This window comes from Methylobacterium sp. Leaf104, from assembly GCF_001422885.1.
In the GTDB taxonomy this organism is placed as follows: domain Bacteria; phylum Pseudomonadota; class Alphaproteobacteria; order Rhizobiales; family Beijerinckiaceae; genus Methylobacterium.
The window spans coordinates 1-23,226 of sequence record NZ_LMMZ01000040.1 but is presented as its reverse complement, the minus strand read 5'-3'; the positions used below and the strand labels follow the sequence as shown (position 1 = coordinate 23,226).

The following is a 23,226-nucleotide window of genomic DNA, read 5'->3' as shown; positions in this document are numbered from 1 at the left end:
CCCGCGGGCAGAGCTGTCATGGTCAGAGGGCGAGATCGGGATCCACTCCGCCCGGAACGAAAGTCATCTTCGCATGAGCATCTGGTCGACGCCCGGGTTGAAGCAGGTCCGCCAATCCGCATTCCTGAATACCCGCTTTCGAATCGGCTACGGCGCCTATTGGGGTTGCTTTCCGAGCCGCTCCGCTGCTGAGAGTTTTCTGTCGAAGCCGAAGCGAGCGACCTACGACAGCGATCGCGTCGTGACCATCAACCTTGAAACCTTCCAGGCCGTACACCCCTTCGACTGGCCGGTGATGTTCTTTCTTCAAAGGTTCCATCAGGAGCGGCAGCTCAAGGTCGTCACCGATTTCGGCGGACATGTCGGCGTCAAGTATCACGCCTATCGGAATGCCATGCCGCTTCCGCCCGGCATCGCGTGGCAGGTCGTGGACGTCCCCGCGATCTGCCGAGAGGGGCGGCGCAGGATACGGCCGGACGACGCAGGCCTGAGCTACCACGAAAGCCTCGACACCGCGGCAGACTGCGACGTCCTCCTGTGCTCGGGCTCGTTGCAGTATTCGGACAGATTTGTCGATCAGATCGTCGCGGACATGCGCACTGCCCCTCGAATGATCATCATCAACAAGGTCTCGGTCTCGGACCAGGATTTCTACACGCTCGAATCCTTCGACCGCGAGCGCATGCCGCACCGGGTGGTGACGGACGGTTACCTCACGAAGGTTCGGGAAGGTCTCGGCTATGAGAAGCTGAACCAGTGGGACATTCCGGGCCGCCGATTCAAGGTCCCGCATCAGACGGGTGAATTGAGAGCGGGCATGATCGGCCAGGCCTGGATCCGAGCCTGAGCGCGAGCCATCCACAGGATCCTTGCCACTTCGTTCGAACAGGACTCGCCGGCTGCCCGTCCAACACGATCGGTGAGAGAAGAGAGAGCAGCAACGATCTCCCGTCCCGAGATCAGCGCCAATCAAGGGCATGTGCTGCGCGAGTCGCGAAAAGCCGATCCTGAGAAGATCGCCCCGCCTCCGCCCGCCCGGATTCTGAGACAACAGTCGATTCGGCCCACGTAACCCCAAAGTGGTAGGGGCGGCCACTTCCGCCTAAGAAGTTAATGAAGTATTAAGATCTCCGTTGGCGCCCAAAAAGCCGAAACGTCGGAAAACTAAGAACTTGATAAATGTGATGAACAACAGAGGGACTTTGAGTCATGTACGTCCTTAATGGATCGCGCTCGACCATTCAGAAAGCGGCGTTACAGACTCACGACAATTCCGACAGTGAGACGGCTATAGAGATCAACAGCGTCGCGGTCGACGGTACGATTATCCTCATCGAACCCAGACATTTCATTCGCGAATGCTTCGTCAAAGGTGTCGAATCATTCTCAACCTTCAAGGTCTCGGCTCACGCGACGGTTGAGGACTGGATGTCCAGCGGAGCCGGAAAATCCGCGGTGGTCCTCATGCTTTCGGGCGGGGGACGCAGCCGCCAGGACGTGCTCTCGGACTTCGATATCCTGGCGAAAGCTGGAAACCTGTTGCCGATCATGGTGCTCGCTGAGCAGGACAACATCGAGTGCATCCTGGAGATGCTCGGGAAGGGTGTCCGCGGCTACGTTCCCCTGAACCTTCCGATCCGCGTGGCCGTCGAGGCCATCCGCCTCGTCAAGGCCGGCGGGACTTACGTGCCGGCTCACAGCCTCGTCGCCGCCCGGACTCCCGTGAAGCCGCCGTCCCTGGCACTGCATGTCGGCGATGCGATCTTCACCCACCGCCAGGCGGCCGTCCTCGATGCGCTTCGCAGCGGCAAGGCAAACAAGGTGATCGCCTACGAACTCAGCATGCAGGAAAGCACCGTCAAGGTTCACGTTCGCAACATCATGCGCAAGCTCAAGGCAAAGAACCGGACCGAGGTTGCAGTCCTCATCAACGCGTTCCGCCACGACGCGCGGCCACACGCCCCGTCGGAATGGAACCGCGACGTCCATGCCATGTGACCACAGGGTCTATGTGGCGGTGTCCGGTTGGGAGCATCGCCGATGCAGGACTGTTCCGTACACCGCTCCCGGGGACGCCGCATCGTAGCGGCGTGTCCGGGAGCGTTCGTACCGCCGGTGGGCGGTCGCCCGAAGCGGCACGCAGAACTCAGTCGGTCGCCACGGAGATGCGATCGATCCGCTCGGATCGACGGCCGGCATCTCTCGATGCCGGATGGTGAGCGCAACACGCCCTACCAGTCCCCGCCGATGATCACGGACGGTGCACCCGGCTCGATCGCGAACGCTTCCTGTCGAGCATCCCTCCAGACGATCCGCCCCCGCGGGTGCTGCCATCCAGTCGCTCGCGACGGGCCGCCTCCTCGCTCGGTACCACCGCTTCGCGCGGGGCCGATGCGTCCGCAGCGCATCAGGTCTCCACGACCTTGAACGAGAGTTCCTTGGACCGCGCCCCACGCCGCAGCGCTCGGCTTCGAATGCACCGCCCGGACACGGTCCGGGCGCGGCCGAGGGAGCTCAGACGGAAGCTCGTTGCTCCAGCACGTCGGCGAAGGCTGCGGCGATCTCCGTATCGAAGCGCTGAACGGAGAAGCGCTGCGCGTTCAGGCGGCAGTTCTCGGCCCGGATCTCATGCCTGCGATCGTCGAAACGTTCGACCGCGGCCTGGATGTCTCCCGTGGTCTGCTCCCGGAAGAGAATTCCCGTAGGTTGCCGGTCCTTGCCGAGAGGTCGCACGATGTCCACGGCTCCCCCGCGCGCGAACGCGATGACGGGCGTGCCGGATGCCTGAGCCTCGGCGAGCGCGATCCCGAAATCTTCGCATCCGGCGAAGATGAGCGCCTTCGCGCGCGCGACGGTTTCGAGGTAATCCTGCCGCGGCAGATATCCCGTATAGGTGATGTTGGGTGCGGACATGGCGCGCAGCTTCTTGGACTGCTGACCTTCGCCCACCACGACGAGGCGCCTGTGCGGCATCGTCCGGAAGGCTTCCACGACGAGATCCGTGCGCTTGTACGGCGCCAGGAAGGACGCGGTGACGTAGTAGTCGTCCTTCTCCCGCCCGTAGACCGATTCGTTCAAGTCGACGGGCGGATGAACGACCCGCGCATCGCGACCGTAGACTTGACGAATGCGCCGCCTGACGAACTCCGAATTCGCGAGCATCATGTCCGGCCCGTTCGCCGTGCGGGTATCCCAGGTCCGCAGATGATGGAGCATCATGCGGTAGAGCAGCCCCTTCGGCCCGAATCCCAGCTTCGCCTCGTTCAGGTAGGAGAACTGCTCGTCCCATGCGTAGCGCGCCGGGCTGTGCACGTAGCAGAGATGCGGCTGGTCGGGATGGGTGATGACCCCACGGGCAAAGGCCGCGGAGGACGAGATCACGGCGTCGTAGCCCGTCACGTCGAACTGCTCGATCAGGAACGGACAGGCAAAGAACAGGGATCGATAGTATTTCTTGATGAACGGCAGGCTGTTGGCCGGAGACGTGTAGAATGTTTTATTCGGAAAGAATTCGTCCTTGACGGAATCCTCCAGGAAATCGAACAGCGTATAGACATCGTTCTTCGGAAAGATGCGACAGAGGGCGGACAGCACCCGCTCGCCTCCGCGGAACGATGGACACCAGTCATGCACGACGGCCACCGATAGGTCGGACACCTGGCGGGTCTCGACACCGGCGTCCCAGGTCTCCGGCTTCGGGACAACCGAGAAGGACGGAGCGGCGGAGGCGGCCAGGGTCGCGAGGGCCGCCGGATGGCTGAGAATCTGGCTGGACATTCGGAACGGGCTCTTCCGGTTTGATGGCCTGAACCGCATTGTGGTCAGCCTTCCCGGACGTCGCCACGAATGCAAAGTGCGGTAGGGACAGATCATCGGATGAGATCGGGCGTCGATCGACGAGTGGCCTACGCCGTTCTATTGTGCCGACTACCCCTTTTGGCACCCTGAAAGGCACCGAACGATTACAGGGTCCGGCTCGCAGTCCTGGGCGTCCGGGAAGACTGGGCACAAACACGCAGCGATGGCTGGAGCGGCTTTACACCGTAGGTCACGTCGCGGGGGCTTGAGCATTCGCGCCCGGACAAGCCGGCGCGACGGGTCCCGAGACTGAAAACGCCGCGATGCTACGCCTTTCGGACAGGGCGAGACCGATCAATCGCCCGAAAAGCGGTGGTTCCGCCGCACCGGCTTACGCCTATCCTGCGGCAAGCGAGATTTCGTAAGCGAGACGACATGATGGGCACCCTTCCCGGTGGGCGCAGGTCCAAGCTCTGCTCAGGCCGACGCAGGCGCCACGAAGGTCTCGCGCGCCCTGGCTCTGACACGCGGCGGACCAGTGTCGGTGACCGGCCGAAGGGTCGCGGGCCGCGGCTCCGCAGGGGCGTCCTATGACCGCTCGCGCGACGGTGTTCCGTTGAACGGCTTCTCACGGGCAGTCCGATGCGCGTGGAGACCGTGGTCCCTTAATCGTCGCCGCTGCGCTTCGATGCCTGAGCAAGCGAGAGGTTCCATGCACACTCACTCCCCTTTCCTGCGCGGCTTCTTCGTGGCCGCCGTTGCGCTCGTGGTGGCGTGTCCCGCGTCAGCGGACGAATATCGCCTCGCGCCGCAGGACAAGATCAGGGTCAAGGCCTTCGAGTGGCGCCCGTCGCGCGATGAAATCTACGAATGGGAATCGCTGAACGACGAGTACAACGTCGGTCCAAGCGGAACGGTCATGCTGCCCCTCGTCGGCCAGCTGGAGGCGGATGGGACCACAACCAACGAGCTGTCAGCCAGGATCTCTGAACAACTGAAGCGCAACCTCGGACTGAAGAGTCAGCCTGACGTCTCGGTCGAAATCATCCAATACCGCCCATTCTACGTCACGGGCCAGGTCATGAAGTCTGGCGACTATCCCTACAGGCCGGGACTCACAGTCCTTCAGGCGGTGGCGATCGCGGGCGGCGTGCTGCAGTCCCGAGACCTCGGACCCCTGCGGCTGGAACGCGAGATGATCACTTCGGAAGGCGACCTGCGCCTTCAGTTCGTCGAGTGGCTGACCTTGTCGATCCGCCGATCGCGCCTGGAGGCCGAGCTCAGCGGCAGCAAGACCTTCCAGCCGCCCACGACCCTGGAGCGTTACCGCTCGGACAGCGCCTTCACGACGGCCCTGCGGCAGGAACAGGCGATCTTCTCGGCCCGTCGAGAGGCTTTTGACACCCAGACGGCAGCACTCGTTCAGTTGCGGGCACATGTCGAAAAGGAGATCGATTCCCTCAAGGAGCAGTTGGTCCTCGAGGACAAGCAGATCTCGCTGATCAAGCGCGAGCTTCAGACCCTGATCACGTTGGTCGACAAGGGTCTCGCCGTCACCTCGCGCCAGCTCGCGATGGAACGCTCCGTCGCCCAGAGTGAGAGCGACAAGATCAAGTTGAGCGTCAGCCTGATGAAAGGCTTCCAGGAAATCTCGAGGACCGAGATCGGATTGCTGGAGCTGCGCAACAAGCGGGCCGGCGACGTGACGACGGAGCTTCGGGAAGTTCAGGGCAAGATCGACACGGTCACGGCGAAGTATGCGACGACGCAGCGGCTGCTGAGCGAGTCCGAGTTGTCAGCCCCGTTGCTGCTGCAGCGGAGCCGAACCCGACCGGTCCAGAACTACACGATCACACGACGGACGCCGTCCGGGGGCGAGACGGTGCCGGCCATCGATACGGACATTCTCCTGCCCGGCGATACCTTGACCGTGGAACTCAAGCTGCCCGACTACAACCCGCAACTGCGTCACGAGGCAGCCATCCTGCCTCCCGCGGCAGAGGCATCCGGCCCCACGCTCGCACGCTGAGGGTTGGCTCGAGAAATGGTTCGGGGCGCAATGCGTGTGCGGCCATCACGTCAGCCGCGGTCGGATCGCTCCGCCTGCGGTGCGACACTCGGATATCCTCGACCTCGGGGCACATGGATCGAGGCGCAGGGACGGGGTCCCGTGCCGGTGTTCAGATCATCCTGAGGCAGAGCGCCACGACCAGGCTGATGAGCGTCCAGAGAGCGGCGCTCAGGACCAGGGTGATCGGTGCGATGTGCCAGACATGCGGGTCGGAGACCCAACGTCCGCCTGCATCCTCCCGTGCTGCCATGATGTCGTCCATAGACAGTCCCCCGTGACGGACCGGCCTACATTTGCCCGCACCAGAACGATCATGGAATACGGTTGACGAACCGTTAACGTCCGATCCGGGCTCGATGGACCGGAATGCGTCCCGTCCGGGGACTGGGACGGCGATCGGTGCCCCGCCATGGATCGGATCGATGGCGGTTTCGCGACAGAACGCGGATGCGGCGTCGGCGACGCGTGGCGCCGGATATGCGTGTGCTCCGTTCCGATCGGCATGCGTCTCACGCAGTGCCCGGCCCTGTACCGGCAGGGATCATTCGGCGACGCGGCGAGGTTGACCTTCGCCGCATCTGCCCGCGGCGAGGAGTGTGCCGTGTACAATCCCTTTCTCTCGACGATGATGCTTGCCCTCGAGGCTCAGAAGGTCGTCGAGCTTCGGCTCGTGCGCCTGGCATGGGGCGGCCGCGAAGGCCGGGACGAGATGCAGTCCATGGTGGCCGAGAAGATCGAAGCCGCGATGGAGGCGGCCGGAACCCTGATGATGGGCGGTTCGCCCGAGACCGTCATCGCCCGCTACCGCGAACATGTGGCTGCCAACACGAAGCGCCTGACCGCGGCCTAAGCCGCCCCTGACTGCCCTCGCGACGGCACCCGACGATCCCGCGGCACGCGGGCCGCCACCTCCGGTCGGAGAGACATCGGACATCGCGCCGACCGATCCGGACCGTAGCGATCCTCGATCGCGCGACGACGGCCTGCGTCAACGAAGCCCCGAACTCTCGACACGGCGAGGGCGGTTATCGCAAGGCTGGGGGCATCCACCGGAGAATGCCCCGACGACAGGGGTGCGCGATGACCCGGCACGATGACCTGAGAGCGGATGCGGCCTTTTGCAAGGCGGTACAGGCGACGCGCGGCGTCGCGAGCGTCATGTACGGCACGGAGATGTCGAAGGAGGAAGCCGAGATGCTCGTCAGCGTTGCGCTGACGACCTTCGCCAATGCGGGCGGCCTTAGCGAAGCGAGCCTGGGCCGCCTCGCACGCTTCGCACCTGCGGAGAGCGAGGCCGAGCCACGGTCGGTCACGCGACCGAATTAGCTTGTCCGCCCGGCTGCCCCTCGCCCAGAGAGCCGGAAGGCCGTGAGGTGCACCGTCTCGTCAGGCCATTGCGCCCCGGCGGTCCCGGGCACCGCCGTCGCCACGGCTCAGTCCGATAACCGTACGAAGCAGGCATCGAACTCGTCGGGCTCATAGGCCCGCCCCGTGATGTCGCTGATGCTGACCGCATGCAATCCGCTGGCTTCCAGGTCCCGCGCCATCTGCAAGGCGTCGTCGGGGGACGACCGCTGAAAGGATACCTCGCTGTCGTTCTGTCTGCCGGTGACGATCAGCTGCATGGAAACTCCCTCGCCTTCGATATCGGCCCGTGCCTGGCACGCTTGGGCACCCGGTAATAGCGCAACGCGTATGACTAACGTATCGTTAACGCGGGTCCGTTCGCCCCGCCCGCAGGCTCGCGACCTCGTCGCGCAGCGCATCGATCTCCGCCTGGAGAGCTCCGGCATCCACGGCCATCTCGATGCATTGCTCCTGCGCTTCGGCCAGTTGCAGGCGCAACTCCGTGTTCTCGACCATGAGCTCGAGCACCCGAGCCGCCACCGCTTCGCAATCCATCGAGCCTCGGCTTCAGACCTGCCCCGGCCAATCCCCACCGGGTGGCACCGCGCGGGGAACCGCTCCCGGATGCGTCCGCATCTTCAGGCACGCAACGCCTCCGGCAAGCGCTGGTTCACGGCGATGCGCGCGGGACGCGCATCAGGTGCGCGTGCCGAGGCTGGCGTGCTCCACGTCAAGCCCATCGACCGGGCGGCGGCCTAAGCCAATCCGAGGGAGGCCCCCTCCTGCGCGATGAGCCGGCGGACCGCCCACATCCGGCGGATCCCATATCGTACCGGCCGATCGGCCCTCACGCAGTCTCGCGCCCTTACCCATGCTCGGCATATCGCGACGATTGTCCCGCCCCGCGCATGGCCACGCCACGGCAAGCCGGCGCAGCCTCGGTCATGCGAAACAGATCGATCGTGGCCGGACGCATCGACGCCGCAGACGCTGGTATATCTGCTTTGGGTGCAGAACTTTAGGGCATAAAATGCAAAACATCCGTCGAAGACATCGACAATGGATCTTCGTCGTCGAGCTTAATCCGGCTCATCATGTGTTCCCCGACACGTCAAGGATGAAATTCATACCCCATCTTAGTGTCAGACAGAAAGAAACGAACCAGCAGATTTGGTTCGTACTGTGAAGGAGCTTGTCAGCTAAAATGAAGACCCGTATCGCCGCTCTCGCCACTGCCTTTGTCCTTGGCTTTGCTCCGATCTCGTCCGCGATGGCCTATGACAGCCCCTCCCGGTACACGGTGTTCTCGCCCTACGACGTCGAAACCACCGGATCGATCGAGATGCGCAGCACCGCACCTCTTCGGAATCCCAATAGCTGTCCGATGAGCTCGGCCGCGGAGGGCAACGCCAACCAGCAGAACTTTCCGGTCCAGCAATACGGTCAGACCTCGGGCGGAAACCGCTGCTGATCGAGGAGAAGAGGTAACCCGATGCTCTTGAAAGCCTTCTCCTACGCCATGATCGGTGCCTTCGCCGGCGGCCTCGCCTTCACCATCGCGGGTTCGGCCAACGCGTTCCTGAGCCTGTAAGCTCCGTTCGCACGGATTGCCCTCGCGGATCCGCCCGGCCCCGGCCGCGGCGGATCCCGCTTCGTTGCGACCTCAGACGCGACGAAGGGGCGCCCCGGCCAAGCCCATCCGCCGGATCCAGGTCGTCGCGGACGTCCACGCGCAGAAACCTCGGGCACTCGCCCAGGCGATCGCGGCGCACGCGGAATCGCCTACGGCCTTGGCGTCATCGCGGGTGTCGTCGACGCGATCCGGCCCGGTCGGGCCGCGAGGCTCTCGGAATCGCTCGGTCTGCCCATCACGGCCGGTCTGGATACCGCCCCGCCTCCGCCCCGAGATCCCGGCCACGGGTCTCGGGCATGAGCAGCGCCGCGACCGTGCCCACGACGCTGAAGGCCACGAGGTAGTAGGCCGGAGCCAGCTTATCGCCCGACAGGGCGATCAGCTTGTTCACGACGTAGTTCGTGCTGCCGCCGAAGACCGAGACCGAGAAGGCGTAGACGATGGAGAGTCCGGCGCTGCGCACCGCCCGCGGCAGCGATTCGGGGATCGCCACGATGATCGCCGCCGCGTTGATCGAGGACAGGGCCGACAGCAGGAAGGTCACGGCATAGACCGAAGGGCCGGTCGGCTCGCGCACGAGCCAGGCGAAGGCGGGCACAGTCAGAACCACGATGAGGGCGCGGGGCCAGATCATCACCGCGCGCCGGCCGAACCGGTCGGCGAGCCAGCCACCGAGGAGCGGGAAGGCGATGGAGGCGAGGCCGAGGGCGATCGGCACGGCGGTGGAGATCGTCTCGGTGAGCCCGAGGGTGGCTTGGGCGTAGACCGGCATGTTGGTGCCCACCGCGTTCGAGACGGTGGAGGCCGCGATGATGAGGAAGGTCAGGAGCAGCATCCGGCCGTGCTCGCGCACCAGGCGCCGGACCACCGCGAGGGTCGAATCGGCCGCGGCCGGGTCGGTCCGTTCCCCCGCGGTCTCTGGCAGGTGGCTGCGGATGATCAGGCCGACGGGGACGACGCAGATGCCGAGCGCGAACATCACCCGCCAGCCCCAGTTCGCCATCGCGTCATCGCCGACCGCGTAGGTCAGGGCCGAGGCGACGAGGCCGGCGATCAGCGCGGCGCAGCCCTGGCTGGCGATCTGCCAGCTCGCCACGAAGCCGCGGTGCTTCGGGGGCGCGGCCTCGAGGAGGTAGGCGGTCGAGGGGCCGACCTCGCCCCCGAGGGCGAGTCCCTGGATGAGCCGGCCCACGATGACGATGACCTGCGACCAGCCCCCCAGGGTGGCGTAGCCAGGGGAGCCCGCCAGCATCACCATGCCGATGGCCATCAGCGCGATGGTGATCAGCATGGCGGGCTTGCGCCCGGCCCGGTCCGCGAAGGCTCCGATGAGGACGCCGCCAATGGGCCGCATGACGTAACCGATGCCGAACAGGGCGAGGGAGGCGAGCAGGCTGTCGGTCGCGTTCTGCGCGGGAAAGAACGCCTCGCCGATGGGCTTGGCGAAGAAGGCGTAGATCGTGAAGTCGTAGAACTCGAGGGCGTTGCCGAGCACCACCGCGGCAACCGCCTTGCGTTCAAGGCGCGGCGCGCCCTCGGTCGTCTCGTCCGTGTGCATCGTCATATCCTCAGGTTCGGAGGGCTGGTGTCTCGAGGTCGCCCTACCGGACGGGTCGCGTCGCTCTCTTCCGAGGCTCGTTACAAGGGGCCGTTCCCGCGCGAACCGCGCGTCTGCCTCGTGCCGCCGCTCGCATGAACGGGAGCCAACGGGCATCGCGATCGCCGCTCCCCTCGCGAAGCCGTGAGCGCCGGAAGCTTCCGGCACGCCCGCTCCGACGGCTCAGCGCATGCCCCGCGCCGCCATCTCCTCGGGCGCCTGCCCGGCCGCCTCCTGGCGGGCGAGGAGCGTCGCCAAGTCGACCGGGCGGTAGTCGCACGCATCCGCGCCGACGTCGCAGGATCGAGTCGTGTCCGGCAGGCAGGCGTGGGTGTGCCCGTACAGGTGGCGGGTCTCGCGCCAGAAACCCGGCCAGGACCGGTGCGGGTAGTGCGAGAGGAAGAGCCGCCAGGCGCGCCCCTCGCGATCCGGCACCGTGATGCGGACACTTTCCACGGGTGGGTCCGTCCAGGGCAATTCCAGCACACGGTTGGTATCGTGGTTGCCGCGTACGAGGCGTTTGATGCCGTTGAGCCGCGCGAAGACCGCAGCGCAATGCGCGCGGCTGGCGCCGGCCGCGAAGTCGCCCAGGTGCCAGACCTCGTCGCCCACACCGACGACCGCGTTCCAGCGGGCGATCAGGGCCTCGTCGTGACGCTCCACCGCTCCGAACGCCTGGCGCCGCCGCTGGACGAGGGAGGCATCCCCGAAATGTGTGTCGGCCGTGAAGAACGTTGCCATGCAGCCTTCGGCGTGGACGCCTCTGCGAAGGGCGGATGTCGCCCGTCGTGGTGCCGCTCTTCGAGATGGCACGGCGCCCGCGACCCTCAAGCGGACGCAATGTCGCCTACCCCTTGCCGACACATGCGATGGGTCGGAGCTTGCGATGAGGCGGCCGCGCACCGGACCGCCCTTGCGGCCACCCGCCGCGTGCCGGAACTCCGACCCGCCGCGGCCCCTTCCCAGACTGTCAACTCAGATCTGTCGAGGTCAAACCCATGCGATATGCAGTGCTCGGACTCGGTGCGCTGGCCGCCACTTCATTCGCGAGCGCGGCCCTTGCCCAGAGCAAGCCGCTGCCGCCGGCCTCGAGTGACGTGATGCCGCCCGTCGAACTCACGATCACGATGGATGGCGACAAACCCGTATGTGCGCCGGCGGAACTGAAGCTTCCGGCCAATACGAACGTGGAGCTTCACGTCGTGAGTCAGGCTGCCGAGCCCATCACCATCACGGCGCCGGGACAGTTCGAGAACGCCAACGTGCTGCATGCCGACGGCGACCTCGTCCACGTGGCGAGCGAGAAAGGATACCTGGTCAAGCAGAACGGCAAGGGCGTCCTGCGCATCCGGACCATGAAGGCGGGCGAGGAAACCTACGCCTGCACGAGCACCCGCAACCGCAAGGCCCCGTTCGAGGGCAAGCTCGTGCTGACCCCACCCGCAGGTTAGACCCGTTCGGGCTCGAGGACCGGGACGGATCCGCTTTGCTGCCCATCGGCGAGGCGCTGCCTTCGCGGAGCCCGCCCCGTCACCGTGATGGGAACCCCGGCGTCGGAGCCGACGCCCGGGCGGGGCGGGTCGGCGGGCGATTACGGAATCCATGATACTGCGTTGAGGTTCGGCCGAAATGGCCGTTCCTTTCAGTCGTCCGTCCCGATCTCGAACGCCATGCCCCCGCCCGGGCCCTGGTCGGCATAGGCGACGAGGACGTAGCCACGCTCGGCCAGCGCCGCGTCGAGACTGTCCCGATGCTTGCGGAACGTCTGACCGATCGCCAGCGGCGTCAGGCGCGGGTTGCTCTGCCGAAGCGCGTCGACGCCGATGTTCAGCGGCGCGCCTTCGCGATCGGCGATCCTGATCAGGGCGGACGCCAAGTCGGCGGCCTTCGTCTCGGCCGCGGATTTCGTCTTGAATGCCATCCTCGAGCCTTTCTCTCACGCCGGCCGTAGCGTCTCGGGCCGACGGAACTGGGTACGGAGGGCCGCGCTGCACGGCCGCAGACCCTGCATGTTCTTTTTGTGTTCTAACCGGTGCCGAGCAGGGATGCACGGACGAATCGCGGATCGAGCTGGCACCGAATTCGAACGGCGCGCGTCAGGTGGTGTGAAGCCCGACCTGAGAACCTCCGCGGCCGCATCGACACGCGGGGATCCCCAGGCCCGAAGTTCGGCACACCAGGAGGCTCGAACACCTTCACCAGACAACCAAGCCACTTTCGCGCGTTCACAAAGTCGTGCGCACTCGATAGTCTTTTGATCTATGATAAAAATTCAGCGCGCACCCAGTCGTTTGGTAGACGAAATAACGCCTCGTTCACCCAAGCTCTTGACGGAGACTCAAGGCCTTTCGCGCTAGATCTGGCGCATGATGCTCACCCTCGCAACATTTCTGGACAGTCAGGCAGTCATCTCTGTCCTGGCCGCAGCGACGATCTGCACCCTCAGTGCGTGGCTGACGGTGCACCTCCTGCGGAAAGCGGAGACCGCTCTCCCGGCACGGCGCGCCCCGTGGCTGGTCGGCACGGCCCTCGCAGCGGGGCTCGGCGTCTGGACGACGCATTTCATGGGAATGCTCGGGTACCGGAGCGATCTCGTCCTGAGCTATCATTACGGGACGACGGTCGCGTCCGCGCTGATCGCCGTCCTCGCGGTCGGCCTGCCCCTCGCCCTCTCCGTCCTGCCGGCGAGCCGCCCGTGCCGCGGCCTCTTCGGCGCGGTGTCGGGCCTCGGCATCGGCGCGATGCACATCACCGGCATGTCCGCCCTGGAGGGCTGCACGCAGAGCCAGTCGGCCACGGCGAACATGCTGGCCTACCTGCTCGGAGCGGGGGTGATGGCCGTCGCGAGCCTGCTTCCGGCCCGGCGGCCATTCGGTGCGGTCGCCTGTGCGCTCATCGTCCTGGCCGTGTGCGGAACCCACTTCACCTCCCTCGCCGGCACGGTCGTGGAGGGGCAGCGTGTCGGCGGCCTCGGTTCGAACATCCAGGTGGCACTGGGCATCCTGACCGCGGGCGGCGCAGCGATCCTGATCACCGGCGCCTTCGTCGCATTGGCCGCGACGCAGCGCTTCGAAGCACGGGAACAGGCGCATCTGAACGTCCTGGCGACGGCGCTCCAGAACATGTCCAACGGCATCCTGAAGATTTCGTCCGGCGGAAGGATCGAGCTCTACAACCAGCGCCTCGTCGGCATGCTCGGCCTGACGCCGGAGAGCCTGCGCCCCGGGATGCGGCTCGATGATTTCCTCAAGGCCACCGGTGCGGTCAACGGGTGGGACGTCGATCGCATCGGGCGTGTGATCGACAATCACTGGCTCTGGATGAGCAAGGGCGAGGAGACCCGCGTCGAACACCGGTTCGACGACGGCCGCATCCTGTCGATCGCCTGTCAGCCCGTCGCCGACGGCGCCGTCCTGACCTATGACGACGTGACCCGGGACCGGCTTGCCCAGGAGGAGATCTCGCAGCTCGCCTATCACGACCCGCTGACCGGCCTGTGCAACAGGCGCGCGCTCAACGAGCGGATGCTCGCCGATCACCACGATGCCGCACGATCGACTCTCCTGCTGATCGACCTCGACCGTTTCAAGTTCGTCAACGACACCTTCGGGCATGCCGTCGGGGATCAGCTTCTCGTGGCAGTCGCGACCCGGCTTCGCGCCGTGATCGGCACGGATGGATTCATCGCGCGGCACGGCGGCGACGAGCTGGCGATCCTGACCCCGCGCGATGCCGGATCAGCCAAGACCTTGGCGGACCGGATCGTGGCCGAGATCGAGAAGCCGTACGCGCTTGAGAGCGTGACGGTGGTCATCGGCTGCAGCATCGGCGTGTGCAGCCTCGACGACAGCACCAGCCCGAGCGATCTGATGCAGCGCGCCGACATCGCGCTCTACGAGGCCAAGCGCCGTGGCCGTGGGCTGGCCATCAGCTACCAGCCCGGCATGATCGAGGCCATCGCCGAGCGCGGTCATCTCGAGAACGATCTGCGCGGGGCGCTCGCCCAGGGACAGCTCCACCTCGTCTACCAGCCGATCATGTCCCTCGCGAGCGACCGGATCGTGTCGTGCGAGGCCCTGATCCGGTGGAACCACCCGCATCGGGGACTGGTCTCGCCGGACGAGTTCATCCCCCTCGCCGAGGAGAATGGTCTCATCGTCCCGATCGGGCGGTGGGTGCTGGAGCAGGCCTGCCGCGAGGCGGCGAACTGGCCGGCCGAGCGGCATCTGGCCGTGAACGTCTCCGCGGTGCAGCTCCGGTCGCCCCTTCTGCTTTCGCACGTCGCCGATGCCCTGGCCAGCAGCGGGCTGCCGCCGGGCCGCCTCGAACTCGAGCTGACGGAGACGGCGCTCGTCGAGGACGGACCGCAGATCGCCCACACCCTGGATGCCCTCCGCGGGCTCGGCATCAAGATCGCGATGGACGATTTCGGGACGGGCTACTCCTCCCTGGCCCACCTGCGTGACCTCCCCCTCGATCGAATCAAGATCGATCGTAGCTTCGTCGCCACGGCCCTGCACGACCGCCAGTCCCTGGCCGTCATCAAGGCCGTGACGCAGATGGGCCGGGACATGAACATCCCGACGCTGGCCGAGGGGGTCGAGAGCCGCGAGCAGCTCAATCTCCTGCGCGCGATCGGATGCGACGCGGTCCAGGGCTACCTGATCGGCCGCCCTGCCCGTCTCCTGGAGAGTGCTTTTCCAGAGGTGGGCAGTCAGGCCGCCTAGCCGCATCGGCGACCGCATCGATCCGGCCCGGCGAAGGCCGCGCGGCTCGCGGGCGAAAGCACTGCGAGTGCTCCCAGGGCACGGCACGAGACGCGTGATGGTGTGAATCTTAACCCAATCCGGGCGATCGATCGGGACGAGGCAGGTGCCCGGCATCCTTCAGATCGTCAGGCGCCACGGGGGCCGTTCATCCACGGGTTCCAGGTGGTTCGATGCAGAACGATTCACGGCTGTTCAGCCTTCCCCGCTGGCGCGTGACGCGGTGGCTGACCGATGCCGGCCGCGACGTGCCGGAGGAGATCCGCACCGCCCTGATCGCGAGCCTGTTCGGCACGCTACCGATCTTCGCCGGAGGCGTCCTCAACACCCTCTCGGTCTCGACGCTCCTCGCCTACCGAATCCCGCACCCATCCTTCCTGCTCTGGTGCGCACTGGAGTTCAGCATCTGCATCGCCCGCCTCCTGGTGCTGGTGATCGCGCAGCGCGCCGCCGTCGCCCGGCGCAGGACCCCGACGGACCTCTACATCCTGCTCGGCCTCGCCTGGGCCGCGAGCGTCGGCTACGGGACCTTCATCAGCCTGGCCAGCGGGGACTGGGTCGCGGCGACCCTGGCGTGCCTCTCGGCGGCAGCGATGGTCGGGGGGATCTCGTTCCGCAATTTCGGAGCCCCGCGGCTGGCGGGCGCGATGATCGTCCTGACCCTCGGCTCCTGCTGCCTCGCCGCGCCCTTTACCGGAGAGCCGCTCCTCCTCATCACGTTCCTGCAGATCCCGTTCTATCTCGCCAGCATGAGCGCCGCCGGGTTTCGCCTGAACCGGATGCTGGTCGCCACCATGCAGGCCGAGCGCGACCAGGCGTTCCGGGCCCAGCACGACAGCCTGACAGGCCTGCTGAACAGGGCCGGCCTGGCCGAAGCGATCGCCGCACGACGCGATGGTCTCGCCGCTCTGCTCTACCTCGACCTCGACGGCTTCAAGGCCATCAACGACACCCATGGCCACGGCACGGGCGACCAGTTGCTTCAGGCCGTCGCGGAACGCCTCCGGGAAGGCGCGCGCCCTCGGGACGTCGTCGCGCGCATCGGAGGCGACGAGTTCGTCGTCCTGACCGACATCCTGGCCCCCGCTGCACTGATCGCCTTCAGCGAACGAATCGTCTCGCAGATCTGCGTCCCCTTCACGCTGAACCCGGATCGGACCGTGACGGTCGGCGTCAGCATCGGCATCGCGCTGGCCCCCGAGCATGGCACCGATCTGACGAGCCTGCTCTCGGCCGCCGACCAGGCCCTCTACGCGGCAAAGGGCAGCGGCAAGAGCTGCAGCGCCCTCGCGGCGATCGACGAGGCGGCCTGATCCGACGGCGGTGGAAGGCAGGGTGACAGCCGGCCGGATTGGCGCGACACTCGCGCCGTGAGGCCAGGGCGACCAACAGCCCGAGCGCCTCGAGAGGGGGCAGGGGCGGAGCGCGCCATGCCGACATATTTCTTCGACGTACAATCCCAGTCCGGCCTCGTGTGCTTGGACTATCAGGGGCTGGACTGCACCGATGATGAGGCGGCACTGACGCTGGCCCGTCACGGAGCCGGGTTCACCTCGCACGGGGATTGCAGCCGCAATCCGCAGCTGACCAGCTATCGGTTCTCGGTGGCCGATGCCGAGCATCGGCATCTGTTCACGGTGCCGTTCACCGATCTGTTGCCGGACGAGGATGGGCCGCCGCCGTCTCGGAGACGTCGGCCACGCTCTCCCAAGCATCGGCCGTCCGCCAGCCGGCCCGCGTGAGAGGCAGGGGCATCCCGAAGTCCCCCACCAATTTAAGGCGGGGCCTGCAACGGCGTACCCAACCGAGGAGGCGAGGCCGTGGATCGATTGTTACGGCAGCAGCGCATGGGCCTTACCCTTGCAGTTCCCTGCCTGCTGCTGGCTATCGCGCTCGCAGGGCAAGCCGTCTGGGAGGCCCGACCGCTTCCTGCCTGTCTGGGAGGAGGTCTGGACCCGCTTCATCCGGCTCAGAAGTGTCGACGCATGACGATGCTGGGTGGCGTTCCCATGAACCCGAACGCTGCGGGATCGCCTCTCCAATTGGTTGAGCATGGCAGCGTCTCCGGAATGCCCGATCTCCGACCCGCCGGAATGGCCACGCTCGCGGCTCTGATCCTCTATCTCACCGGTTGGGGCGCGGGCCGCCTTTGGGGGCGCCGGGTCCGACTGACAACACGGTGATGCAGGCGGCCACACGACAGCGCGTCATCTTGCTCACGTATCCGCCAGCGGAATGGCTGACCAGGCCGTGCTCGTCATGCTCTCGGCGCCTTCGGCGCAGCCGCGCTGGTTGCGTCCGCGCACCCGAAGGTGGAGCGCTTCGTCAGGCGGCTGGATCTTCAGTGACGTCGGCAGGCTCCGTCGCATTCCTGTAAGTGCACCGGCAGGATACCGGAGCTTCCCGGTCGTTCGAACGCATGCACCGCAGCTCGGCGTTCGATAGGCATCGTGGGACGACAGGGACGCCTGCATGCGATTACGGACTGATCCGCCCGTATTCTCGATGCGCACGCCGGTTCCTACGAGATGGTCGCGCCGGCCTTTCCGAGCCCAACCCGGTCACCCGCAGCGTTCACGCAGCCGTGCCGCATGATCTGCGCCTGCAGATCTCTGATCGTTTGGATTGCATGCGCCCGCGCCGTTTCGATGGCTCGCTTGGAACGTCCGTCATAAAGTCCGGTCCTATCGCGATCGATCCGTTGCGCAGCACTCTCCAGCCGTTCGAGCACGGCTCGGCGGGCCTCCCAGATGCCGCGGTCCTGTTCGAGGAATCGGAGGGCTCCATCGACCACGCGCATGACGTCATCCACGAATCCAGGAGTCTGACTCTCAGGACCACCGACATGTTCACAGGCCGCTGACAGCGCGTGATCAATATCCGAACAAAGCTGTGTCGGCACCCTGATGCCCTCTTGGCCGCTTCGCAGTGTAAAACTGAGACCTGGCGTGTAAAGCCATGAGCCCTTTCATCGACTGGTAATTACCCTGATCGATCCTCTCATGGAAATGACGACTTCCGACCTCTTTCGCATTCTTGCCGCGGCCTTCGCGTTCGGCGGGATCATCTCGATGATGATTCAGCCCGAGCCCTCCTGGAAAGGCATTTCGAGCGGACTCTTCGGCCTGACGATGTTCGTCGGCTTGTCGGCGATCGCCTGGGTGCTACCGGCGGCCCGCGGAACGACGAAAAACGACAAAGTTCCGAATGATGATTTGAAGCCTGTCCTACCGGCTCCAACGAGGACGCACGAACTTCTGCCTTCGCAGCTACCTGAGCTCAAAAAGCACATCAATCGCCGTAGATGGCGCGGAAAGTACCGAACCGAGTAGGTGTCCTCGTTGCACTCCGACCGGCTTCCACGTTGCAGCCGGCGCCTGCTGAAGCACGTCAGTCCCACTCGATCTCCAAGGATCGCTCGAAGGCAGCGTCCCCGAGTTCCTTGCCCTTGTGGTCGATGACCACGACGTCCCGGAAGCCCCGGCGCCGGAGCTCCCACGTCTTTTCCATCGCCTGCTCGTCCGTACCGCAGGCAAAGGTCATGGTCCTGCCGCTCGGATCGATCCCCTTCACTGTCAACACGACATGCCCTCCATGTTCGATCCGGATGTAGGGCTGGTCGATCAAAGATCGTACCCCCGGCCGGATTGCAGGCGGGCAAGCCGGGTCGGACCTGATCCGTGAACGAAGGCCTGGCCCTCGGGGCACGAAGCACGGCCTTTTGCGGCCATGCCCATCCGGCGCGCGCACCGCTTCGTCGATCCCATCGAGCGGCTCCAGCTCTCGGCCGTCATCCACTTCACGCGCGCAGGTGGCAGGTGCGAGGTCCGCGCTCGGCCGCATGGGCAAACCGTCCACCACCGCGGCGATGGCCGCTGATAGGACGGAGAGGCGGGATCCTGGCGGGATAGAGCCGGTCGCTTCGTCTGCCTCGCGGTCGGGGCAGACGACGGGCTCGGGACTGTCCGAACGACCCGCGTGGTCCTCGCCACCGCCCATCGCGATCCTGACCTGGCGAACATCGCGGACAAGAACCGCGCGGTCTCCGGTCAGCGCTGCCACAGGCACCACGATCGGCCGGAACACCGGCGCCGACGCTGGTATACCTTGTTCGGACGCAAGGCTTTAGGCGGCCTCTTCCGCGGCCCGTACCAGAATAGCCAAAGATCGGATGCGCGGCGCTCGGCCTTAATCCCGCGCAGCGCGTGTCCTCCGACACGTCGAGACGGGAAAGTCCTTCCCATATGAGGTTCAGACAGAGAGAAACGCACCAGAGACCTGGTTCGTACTGTGAAGGAGCTCGCAAACTTTCATGAAGACCCGTATCGCCGCCCTCGCCACCGCGTGAGGGCAACGCCAACCAGCAGAACTTCCCCACCCAGCAATACGGCCAGACCTCCGGCGGAAACCGCTGCTGATCGGCGGAGACGCGTCGATGCTGCTGGAGGGCTTCTCCTACGCGATGATCGCCGCCTTCGCGGGTGGCCTTGCCTTCACCATCGTCGGCTCGGCCAATGCCTTCCTGAGCCTGTAAGGGCCCGGGCGCGCCGATCCACGGTCCGAGACCCGCCCGGCCGCCGGCCGCGGCGGGTCTTTCTTCGCGCTTGCCAGACTTTCGCGCCCAGCGTGACGCACCTCCTGGCAAGGACATTCGGCTGCCTATCCTCGGTCTACACAGGGTCTCCACAAAGCGTTTGACCCGCTTTGGTTCAGCGTGTTCCTGTTTTGTGCCCGTTAGGACCAGGACCAGGACGATGACCGCAGCGCAGATGGCCGAGATGGCGTCCATGAGCGAGGTCGAGAGGATCGCCCTGGCCTACGAGGAAGCGGCCGCGGGCGACGCGCGCCGTGCCCTGCTGCAAGCCATCGAGGACATCCTGCGCCTCGAGGCGAAGCTGACGACGGCTGAGCGACGGATCTCCTACGGCTATGTCCGCGGCGCCTTACCGACTGATCGGGACGCCTGACCATGGAGCGTCTGTGCGATGTCCAGGCCAAACGCCTCGTGGTCCTGTGCAGCCCCTGCGGGCGACGGGGGTCCTACGGAGTCGAGCGACTGCGCCAGCGCTTCGGGGCGCAAGCCTCGATGCTGGACGTGTACCTGACCCTCACACAAACCTGTCGCTTCCAGCGCGAAGCGGGAAGCCGGACGCCCAACGTCTACGGCCTGACGTGCCGGGCCAAGCTCGACACGACGGGTGGCCCGACGAGCGCGGGATTGCCATCGAGAACCTGAGCCATGCGCGACCTCAACGGTCGGCTGCGCATCGGCCCGAGCTTCGGCACCTCCTTCGGGTCTCGGTGGATCGCGCGGGCAACCCGCTGCCGGGCATCGTCTCCGATCAGCGCTGCCGATCGTGCAGGTGGCCGTGGATGGCGCGCATTCTTGATATGTTTCGCCGAGAGCTCCCGAACCCGAAGCAGTTCTGGCCGTCCGGTCTCCGACGTGCGCAACGTGGGGAGCCCGGACCGACGGCCCTGGGCGGCCCTGCGCGGTATCAAGGCCGAGGCCCCGACCGCGCGGAGGCGGATCATCGCCTGTTCTCGCTCCTGACCTGTGGGACCAGCGGCTTGGTCGGGCCGAACCACCCGAAGGCCATTCCGATCCTGCCGACGACGCCGGAGGCGGGGAGCGCGACACCGACGGAGATCGGGCTTTAGCCGCAGCGCGCCCTGCCGGATGCGATGGTGCGGATCGTGGCGACGGGTTCGCAGAACGATCCTTCTGAACGGAGAGGCATCGGGGGCGGCCTATCCCCTTGCTATTCTCTTGGCTCAGTATCCTCGACGCTCGGTCCCAACGCTTCTCCGCGCGGAAGCGTGTGCGGCTCGTGCGGACTTCCGGCTGCCGAGCCTGACCTGAAGACGGCCATGTCGTTGCGAATCGTCTCGCGCCGCGCCTGTTCCCGTATCTGGTCCCGCCCGGGTGCCAGTGGGCGCCATGGAGCGGAGGGAGCACCTAGACGGATGGCACTGGGCAAGCTGAACAACCAGACTGCGAGTAACATCCACGGAACGACGAACACAATGAACGCGGTCAGACCCATGACGACCCTCCTGCCGAGAGCGGGGATCGTCAGTGAACGCGGCCTGAGTCCTCTTTGATCCCTGAGATTGGCAGGTATCCGTCGTTCCATCCGTCATGGATTCTGTAGAAAATGGCCTCATCCTGTTGGAGACAGCAGGATGTGACCAACGGGGAATCGGCGGTCAATCTCGGAGGCGGGATGACGCCGCAACCCCACGGCAGCTCGGCGCGAGCCGTGACGCGGATCGAGCTTGGCCTCTGCCGCTTCCTCGCTCATGAGGCGACGGATGGTGCCGAAAAACGGGAGGAGTCCGACATGGCAAGCGAAGCACAGCGCCCACTGTCGCGAGCGGCCCTAGCTCTGACGGTGGCCGTCGCGATCCTCGTCGCGGGCTTCGGGACAATCGGCTGGCGCTGGTACAGCTACGTGACGGCCGGTGCCTCACCCTACGATGAAGTCGGCATCGAGGTGAACCGGCACCTGCCCGGTTTCCTGCGCTCCTGGGGCTGCGAACGCATCAAGGATAGGTTTCCCCGCGCAGTGCCACCTTACGGCTGTCAGCCTGGGCAGATCTGACACGGAAGTGTGTTAGCAGCGCCTGTGAGCCGCGCCGCTTGGATCGCGCGGTCCCGGTGATTGGAACAGACATGCGCATCCCCCGCCTTCTTGCCAGCCTCTGCCTCGGTGTCGTCCTGCCCTGCGCGGCGATGGCTCAGCCTGCGCCTGCGCCCACGGCACCGACCGCCGTTTCTGACCCGGCCACCTTGAAGGCGGCCCGAGAGGTAGTCATGCAGATGCAGGGCGATCGTACGGCCCTGCTGAGCGCGATCGCTGCGCCCATGGTCGGGATGATGCAGCAGATCGGGATCAAGCAGCAGGACCAGGCGCAGGTCCTCGTTCAGGAGGTCGTGATGCCGACCCTGACCGCACATTACGACGAGCTTCTCGACATCCAGGCTCGGAGCTTCGCCTCAGTGCTCGGGAAGGACGACCTGCAGGCGATCGCGACTTTCTATGCGACGCCGGCCGGCAAGCGTCTCGTCACGGCGCAGCCGCAGCTTGCCCAAGCGCAATTGGCTGGAACACAGCAGTGGATGCAGTCCGTGATGCCCGAGATGCAGGGCAAGCTGGCGAAGGCGATCCAGGCACACGGCTGGACCACGAATGGCCAACCGAAGCCGCGTTGAAATCGGCGGTCGTCGGCCTCGAAGAGGGACATCAGCATGACCAGCGATGACAGCGGCGCTCAGGATCGTCGCGAGACGAAAGCCGCCAAGCATCTGGAAAAGGCTCGTGCCGGAGGCGAGGCCCGAGCCGATTACGACGCGACCCAGCAGGCCGTCGAGGACAAGACGGTGCGTCTCAAGGCCCTTCGGCTTGCAAAAGAGAACGCCGAAAAAGGCTTGTAGCGCCTCAGCATTCAGAGCCGTCGTGGCGGCGAGGGTTCGCTCTGCGGCGGCAGGTCCTCATTGGCACCATGGGCGGCCGCACACCGCCGCATCGACACTGGGTCGATCGAGCCCGTCGCTTCTGGCATGTGCCTGTTCCGGTCGGAAGCGGCGATGTTCTGCTGATCTGTTCGGTGCGCATCGACCAAGCGCGAGCCAAGGAAATCGCCTGAAGCAGAAGGGCAGAGCCATAGCTTCGGCTGGCCGGTCTTCTTCATTGAGCGCCGGGTCATGCGGCTGAGCGTGTGAGGAACTCGATTTGCAGGAGCCTGATGGAGTCGACCCGGCTGGTTCCTGCTTTGGTCCCGATCGTCAAGGCTCGAGGTTCAACCAAAGAAAAGCGCCCCGAGGATTTCTCCTCGAGGCGCGTTACGACGAAAGCGGCCAGGTGATCGGGGCTGGGGACGCTTAGGCCGAACCTAAAAGTCCCGTCGATCCTAGTACGAGCCGAACTTGTAGTTCAGGCCGGCGCGGACGACGGCGAACTCGGTCTCGCCGCGGCGGTTGGTGCCGACGGCAGCGGCGTAGCCGGTGCCG

The 23,226-nt window shown here is 65.7% G+C and carries 25 protein-coding genes and 1 pseudogene; 18 read left to right on the top strand and 8 right to left on the bottom strand.

Annotated elements, in window-relative coordinates:
* Window positions 1–73 precede the first annotated feature (73 nt).
* Both ASF49_RS20725 and ASF49_RS20720 read left to right on the top strand, forming a co-directional pair.
* Window positions 74–847, top strand: a complete 774-nt coding sequence (locus tag ASF49_RS20725; protein ID WP_056477582.1) for a methyltransferase, TIGR04325 family — start codon at window positions 74–76, stop codon at window positions 845–847.
* A gap of 362 nt (window positions 848–1,209) precedes the next feature.
* Entirely contained in the window at window positions 1,210–1,998 is a 789-nt protein-coding gene (locus ASF49_RS20720) for a response regulator transcription factor (protein WP_082511450.1), read from the top strand.
* A gap of 516 nt (window positions 1,999–2,514) precedes the next feature.
* Here the strand turns inward: ASF49_RS20720 and ASF49_RS20715 are convergent.
* Window positions 2,515–3,873, bottom strand: a complete 1,359-nt coding sequence (locus tag ASF49_RS20715) for a glycosyltransferase (RefSeq protein WP_243214839.1) — start codon at window positions 3,871–3,873, stop codon at window positions 2,515–2,517.
* Between the two features lie 637 nt (window positions 3,874–4,510).
* Between ASF49_RS20715 and ASF49_RS20710 the strand changes: the two genes are divergently transcribed.
* Window positions 4,511–5,827 carry a polysaccharide biosynthesis/export family protein gene (locus ASF49_RS20710; RefSeq protein WP_056477578.1) on the top strand — a complete coding sequence of 439 codons (1,317 nt, stop codon included), beginning with the start codon at window positions 4,511–4,513 and terminating at the stop codon, window positions 5,825–5,827.
* Between the two features lie 151 nt (window positions 5,828–5,978).
* Here the strand turns inward: ASF49_RS20710 and ASF49_RS23965 are convergent, their stop codons facing one another.
* Window positions 5,979–6,119 carry a hypothetical protein gene (locus tag ASF49_RS23965; RefSeq protein WP_156653129.1) on the bottom strand — a complete coding sequence of 47 codons (141 nt, stop codon included), beginning with the start codon at window positions 6,117–6,119 and terminating at the stop codon, window positions 5,979–5,981.
* A 375-nt stretch (window positions 6,120–6,494) separates the two neighbouring features.
* Between ASF49_RS23965 and ASF49_RS20705 the strand changes: the two genes are divergently transcribed.
* Window positions 6,495–6,719 carry a hypothetical protein gene (locus ASF49_RS20705; protein ID WP_279292746.1) on the top strand — a complete coding sequence of 75 codons (225 nt, stop codon included), beginning with the start codon at window positions 6,495–6,497 and terminating at the stop codon, window positions 6,717–6,719.
* A 230-nt stretch (window positions 6,720–6,949) separates the two neighbouring features.
* Window positions 6,950–7,195, top strand: coding sequence for a hypothetical protein (locus tag ASF49_RS20700; protein ID WP_056477574.1), 246 nt, complete (start codon window positions 6,950–6,952; stop codon window positions 7,193–7,195).
* Between the two features lie 107 nt (window positions 7,196–7,302).
* Here ASF49_RS20700 and ASF49_RS20695 read toward each other — a convergent pair whose 3' ends face one another.
* On the bottom strand, window positions 7,303–7,494 hold the full coding sequence (locus tag ASF49_RS20695; protein WP_056477571.1) for a hypothetical protein: 192 nt from the start codon (window positions 7,492–7,494) through the stop codon (window positions 7,303–7,305).
* 85 nt (window positions 7,495–7,579) lie between these two features.
* On the bottom strand, window positions 7,580–7,771 hold the full coding sequence (locus tag ASF49_RS20690; protein WP_056477569.1) for a hypothetical protein: 192 nt from the start codon (window positions 7,769–7,771) through the stop codon (window positions 7,580–7,582).
* Window positions 7,772–7,840: 69 nt separating this feature from the next.
* On the opposite strand from ASF49_RS20690, the gene ASF49_RS24785 reads away from it, so the two are divergent.
* Window positions 7,841–7,975: a hypothetical protein gene (locus ASF49_RS24785; protein WP_272481518.1), complete on the top strand. Its 135-nt coding sequence runs from the start codon at window positions 7,841–7,843 to the stop codon at window positions 7,973–7,975.
* 445 nt (window positions 7,976–8,420) lie between these two features.
* Complete coding sequence (locus ASF49_RS20685; RefSeq protein WP_056477568.1) at window positions 8,421–8,687, top strand: hypothetical protein; 267 nt, start codon at window positions 8,421–8,423, stop codon at window positions 8,685–8,687.
* 397 nt (window positions 8,688–9,084) lie between these two features.
* Here the strand turns inward: ASF49_RS20685 and ASF49_RS20680 are convergent, their stop codons facing one another.
* Complete coding sequence (locus tag ASF49_RS20680) at window positions 9,085–10,407, bottom strand: MFS transporter (RefSeq protein ID WP_056477931.1); 1,323 nt, start codon at window positions 10,405–10,407, stop codon at window positions 9,085–9,087.
* A 222-nt stretch (window positions 10,408–10,629) separates the two neighbouring features.
* The gene (locus ASF49_RS20675) at window positions 10,630–11,187 is read right to left on the bottom strand and encodes a hypothetical protein (protein ID WP_056477566.1); all 558 of its coding nucleotides are present in this window, start codon (window positions 11,185–11,187) and stop codon (window positions 10,630–10,632) included.
* 257 nt (window positions 11,188–11,444) lie between these two features.
* On the opposite strand from ASF49_RS20675, the gene ASF49_RS20670 reads away from it, so the two are divergent.
* Window positions 11,445–11,897, top strand: a complete 453-nt coding sequence (locus ASF49_RS20670) for a hypothetical protein (protein ID WP_056477564.1) — start codon at window positions 11,445–11,447, stop codon at window positions 11,895–11,897.
* Between the two features lie 191 nt (window positions 11,898–12,088).
* Here ASF49_RS20670 and ASF49_RS20665 read toward each other — a convergent pair whose 3' ends face one another.
* Entirely contained in the window at window positions 12,089–12,367 is a 279-nt protein-coding gene (locus ASF49_RS20665) for a hypothetical protein (protein WP_056477562.1), read from the bottom strand.
* Window positions 12,368–12,812: 445 nt separating this feature from the next.
* Between ASF49_RS20665 and ASF49_RS20660 the strand changes: the two genes are divergently transcribed.
* The 3 genes from ASF49_RS20660 to ASF49_RS23350 all read left to right on the top strand — a co-directional run bounded on the left by ASF49_RS20660 (window position 12,813) and on the right by ASF49_RS23350 (window position 16,954).
* Complete coding sequence (locus tag ASF49_RS20660) at window positions 12,813–15,173, top strand: bifunctional diguanylate cyclase/phosphodiesterase (protein ID WP_056477560.1); 2,361 nt, start codon at window positions 12,813–12,815, stop codon at window positions 15,171–15,173.
* A 212-nt stretch (window positions 15,174–15,385) separates the two neighbouring features.
* Complete coding sequence (locus ASF49_RS20655; protein WP_056477558.1) at window positions 15,386–16,525, top strand: GGDEF domain-containing protein; 1,140 nt, start codon at window positions 15,386–15,388, stop codon at window positions 16,523–16,525.
* Between the two features lie 117 nt (window positions 16,526–16,642).
* Window positions 16,643–16,954: a DUF6894 family protein gene (locus ASF49_RS23350; protein ID WP_082511447.1), complete on the top strand. Its 312-nt coding sequence runs from the start codon at window positions 16,643–16,645 to the stop codon at window positions 16,952–16,954.
* 779 nt (window positions 16,955–17,733) lie between these two features.
* On the opposite strand, the gene ASF49_RS23960 is transcribed toward ASF49_RS23350, so the two are convergent.
* On the bottom strand, window positions 17,734–18,024 hold the full coding sequence (locus ASF49_RS23960; protein WP_162240991.1) for a hypothetical protein: 291 nt from the start codon (window positions 18,022–18,024) through the stop codon (window positions 17,734–17,736).
* 190 nt (window positions 18,025–18,214) lie between these two features.
* Here ASF49_RS23960 and ASF49_RS23955 point away from each other — a divergent pair, with 190 nt between their 5' ends.
* From ASF49_RS23955 to ASF49_RS20615, 7 genes and pseudogenes are all read left to right on the top strand, one after another.
* Entirely contained in the window at window positions 18,215–18,544 is a 330-nt protein-coding gene (locus ASF49_RS23955; protein WP_156653127.1) for a hypothetical protein, read from the top strand.
* Window positions 18,545–18,941: 397 nt separating this feature from the next.
* Window positions 18,942–19,364, top strand: a pseudogene (locus ASF49_RS24640) (hypothetical protein); the annotation flags it as partial.
* 602 nt (window positions 19,365–19,966) lie between these two features.
* On the top strand, window positions 19,967–20,179 hold the full coding sequence (locus tag ASF49_RS20635) for a hypothetical protein (RefSeq protein ID WP_056477552.1): 213 nt from the start codon (window positions 19,967–19,969) through the stop codon (window positions 20,177–20,179).
* 2 nt (window positions 20,180–20,181) lie between these two features.
* Complete coding sequence (locus ASF49_RS20630) at window positions 20,182–20,448, top strand: hypothetical protein (RefSeq protein ID WP_056477550.1); 267 nt, start codon at window positions 20,182–20,184, stop codon at window positions 20,446–20,448.
* A 991-nt stretch (window positions 20,449–21,439) separates the two neighbouring features.
* Window positions 21,440–21,817, top strand: coding sequence for a hypothetical protein (locus tag ASF49_RS20625; protein ID WP_335338472.1), 378 nt, complete (start codon window positions 21,440–21,442; stop codon window positions 21,815–21,817).
* Window positions 21,818–21,888: 71 nt separating this feature from the next.
* Window positions 21,889–22,428 (top strand): DUF2059 domain-containing protein, encoded by a 540-nt coding sequence (locus tag ASF49_RS20620; RefSeq protein ID WP_056477548.1) that lies wholly within the window; start codon window positions 21,889–21,891, stop codon window positions 22,426–22,428.
* Between the two features lie 36 nt (window positions 22,429–22,464).
* Window positions 22,465–22,650: a hypothetical protein gene (locus ASF49_RS20615; RefSeq protein WP_056477546.1), complete on the top strand. Its 186-nt coding sequence runs from the start codon at window positions 22,465–22,467 to the stop codon at window positions 22,648–22,650.
* Window positions 22,651–23,226 lie beyond the last annotated feature (576 nt).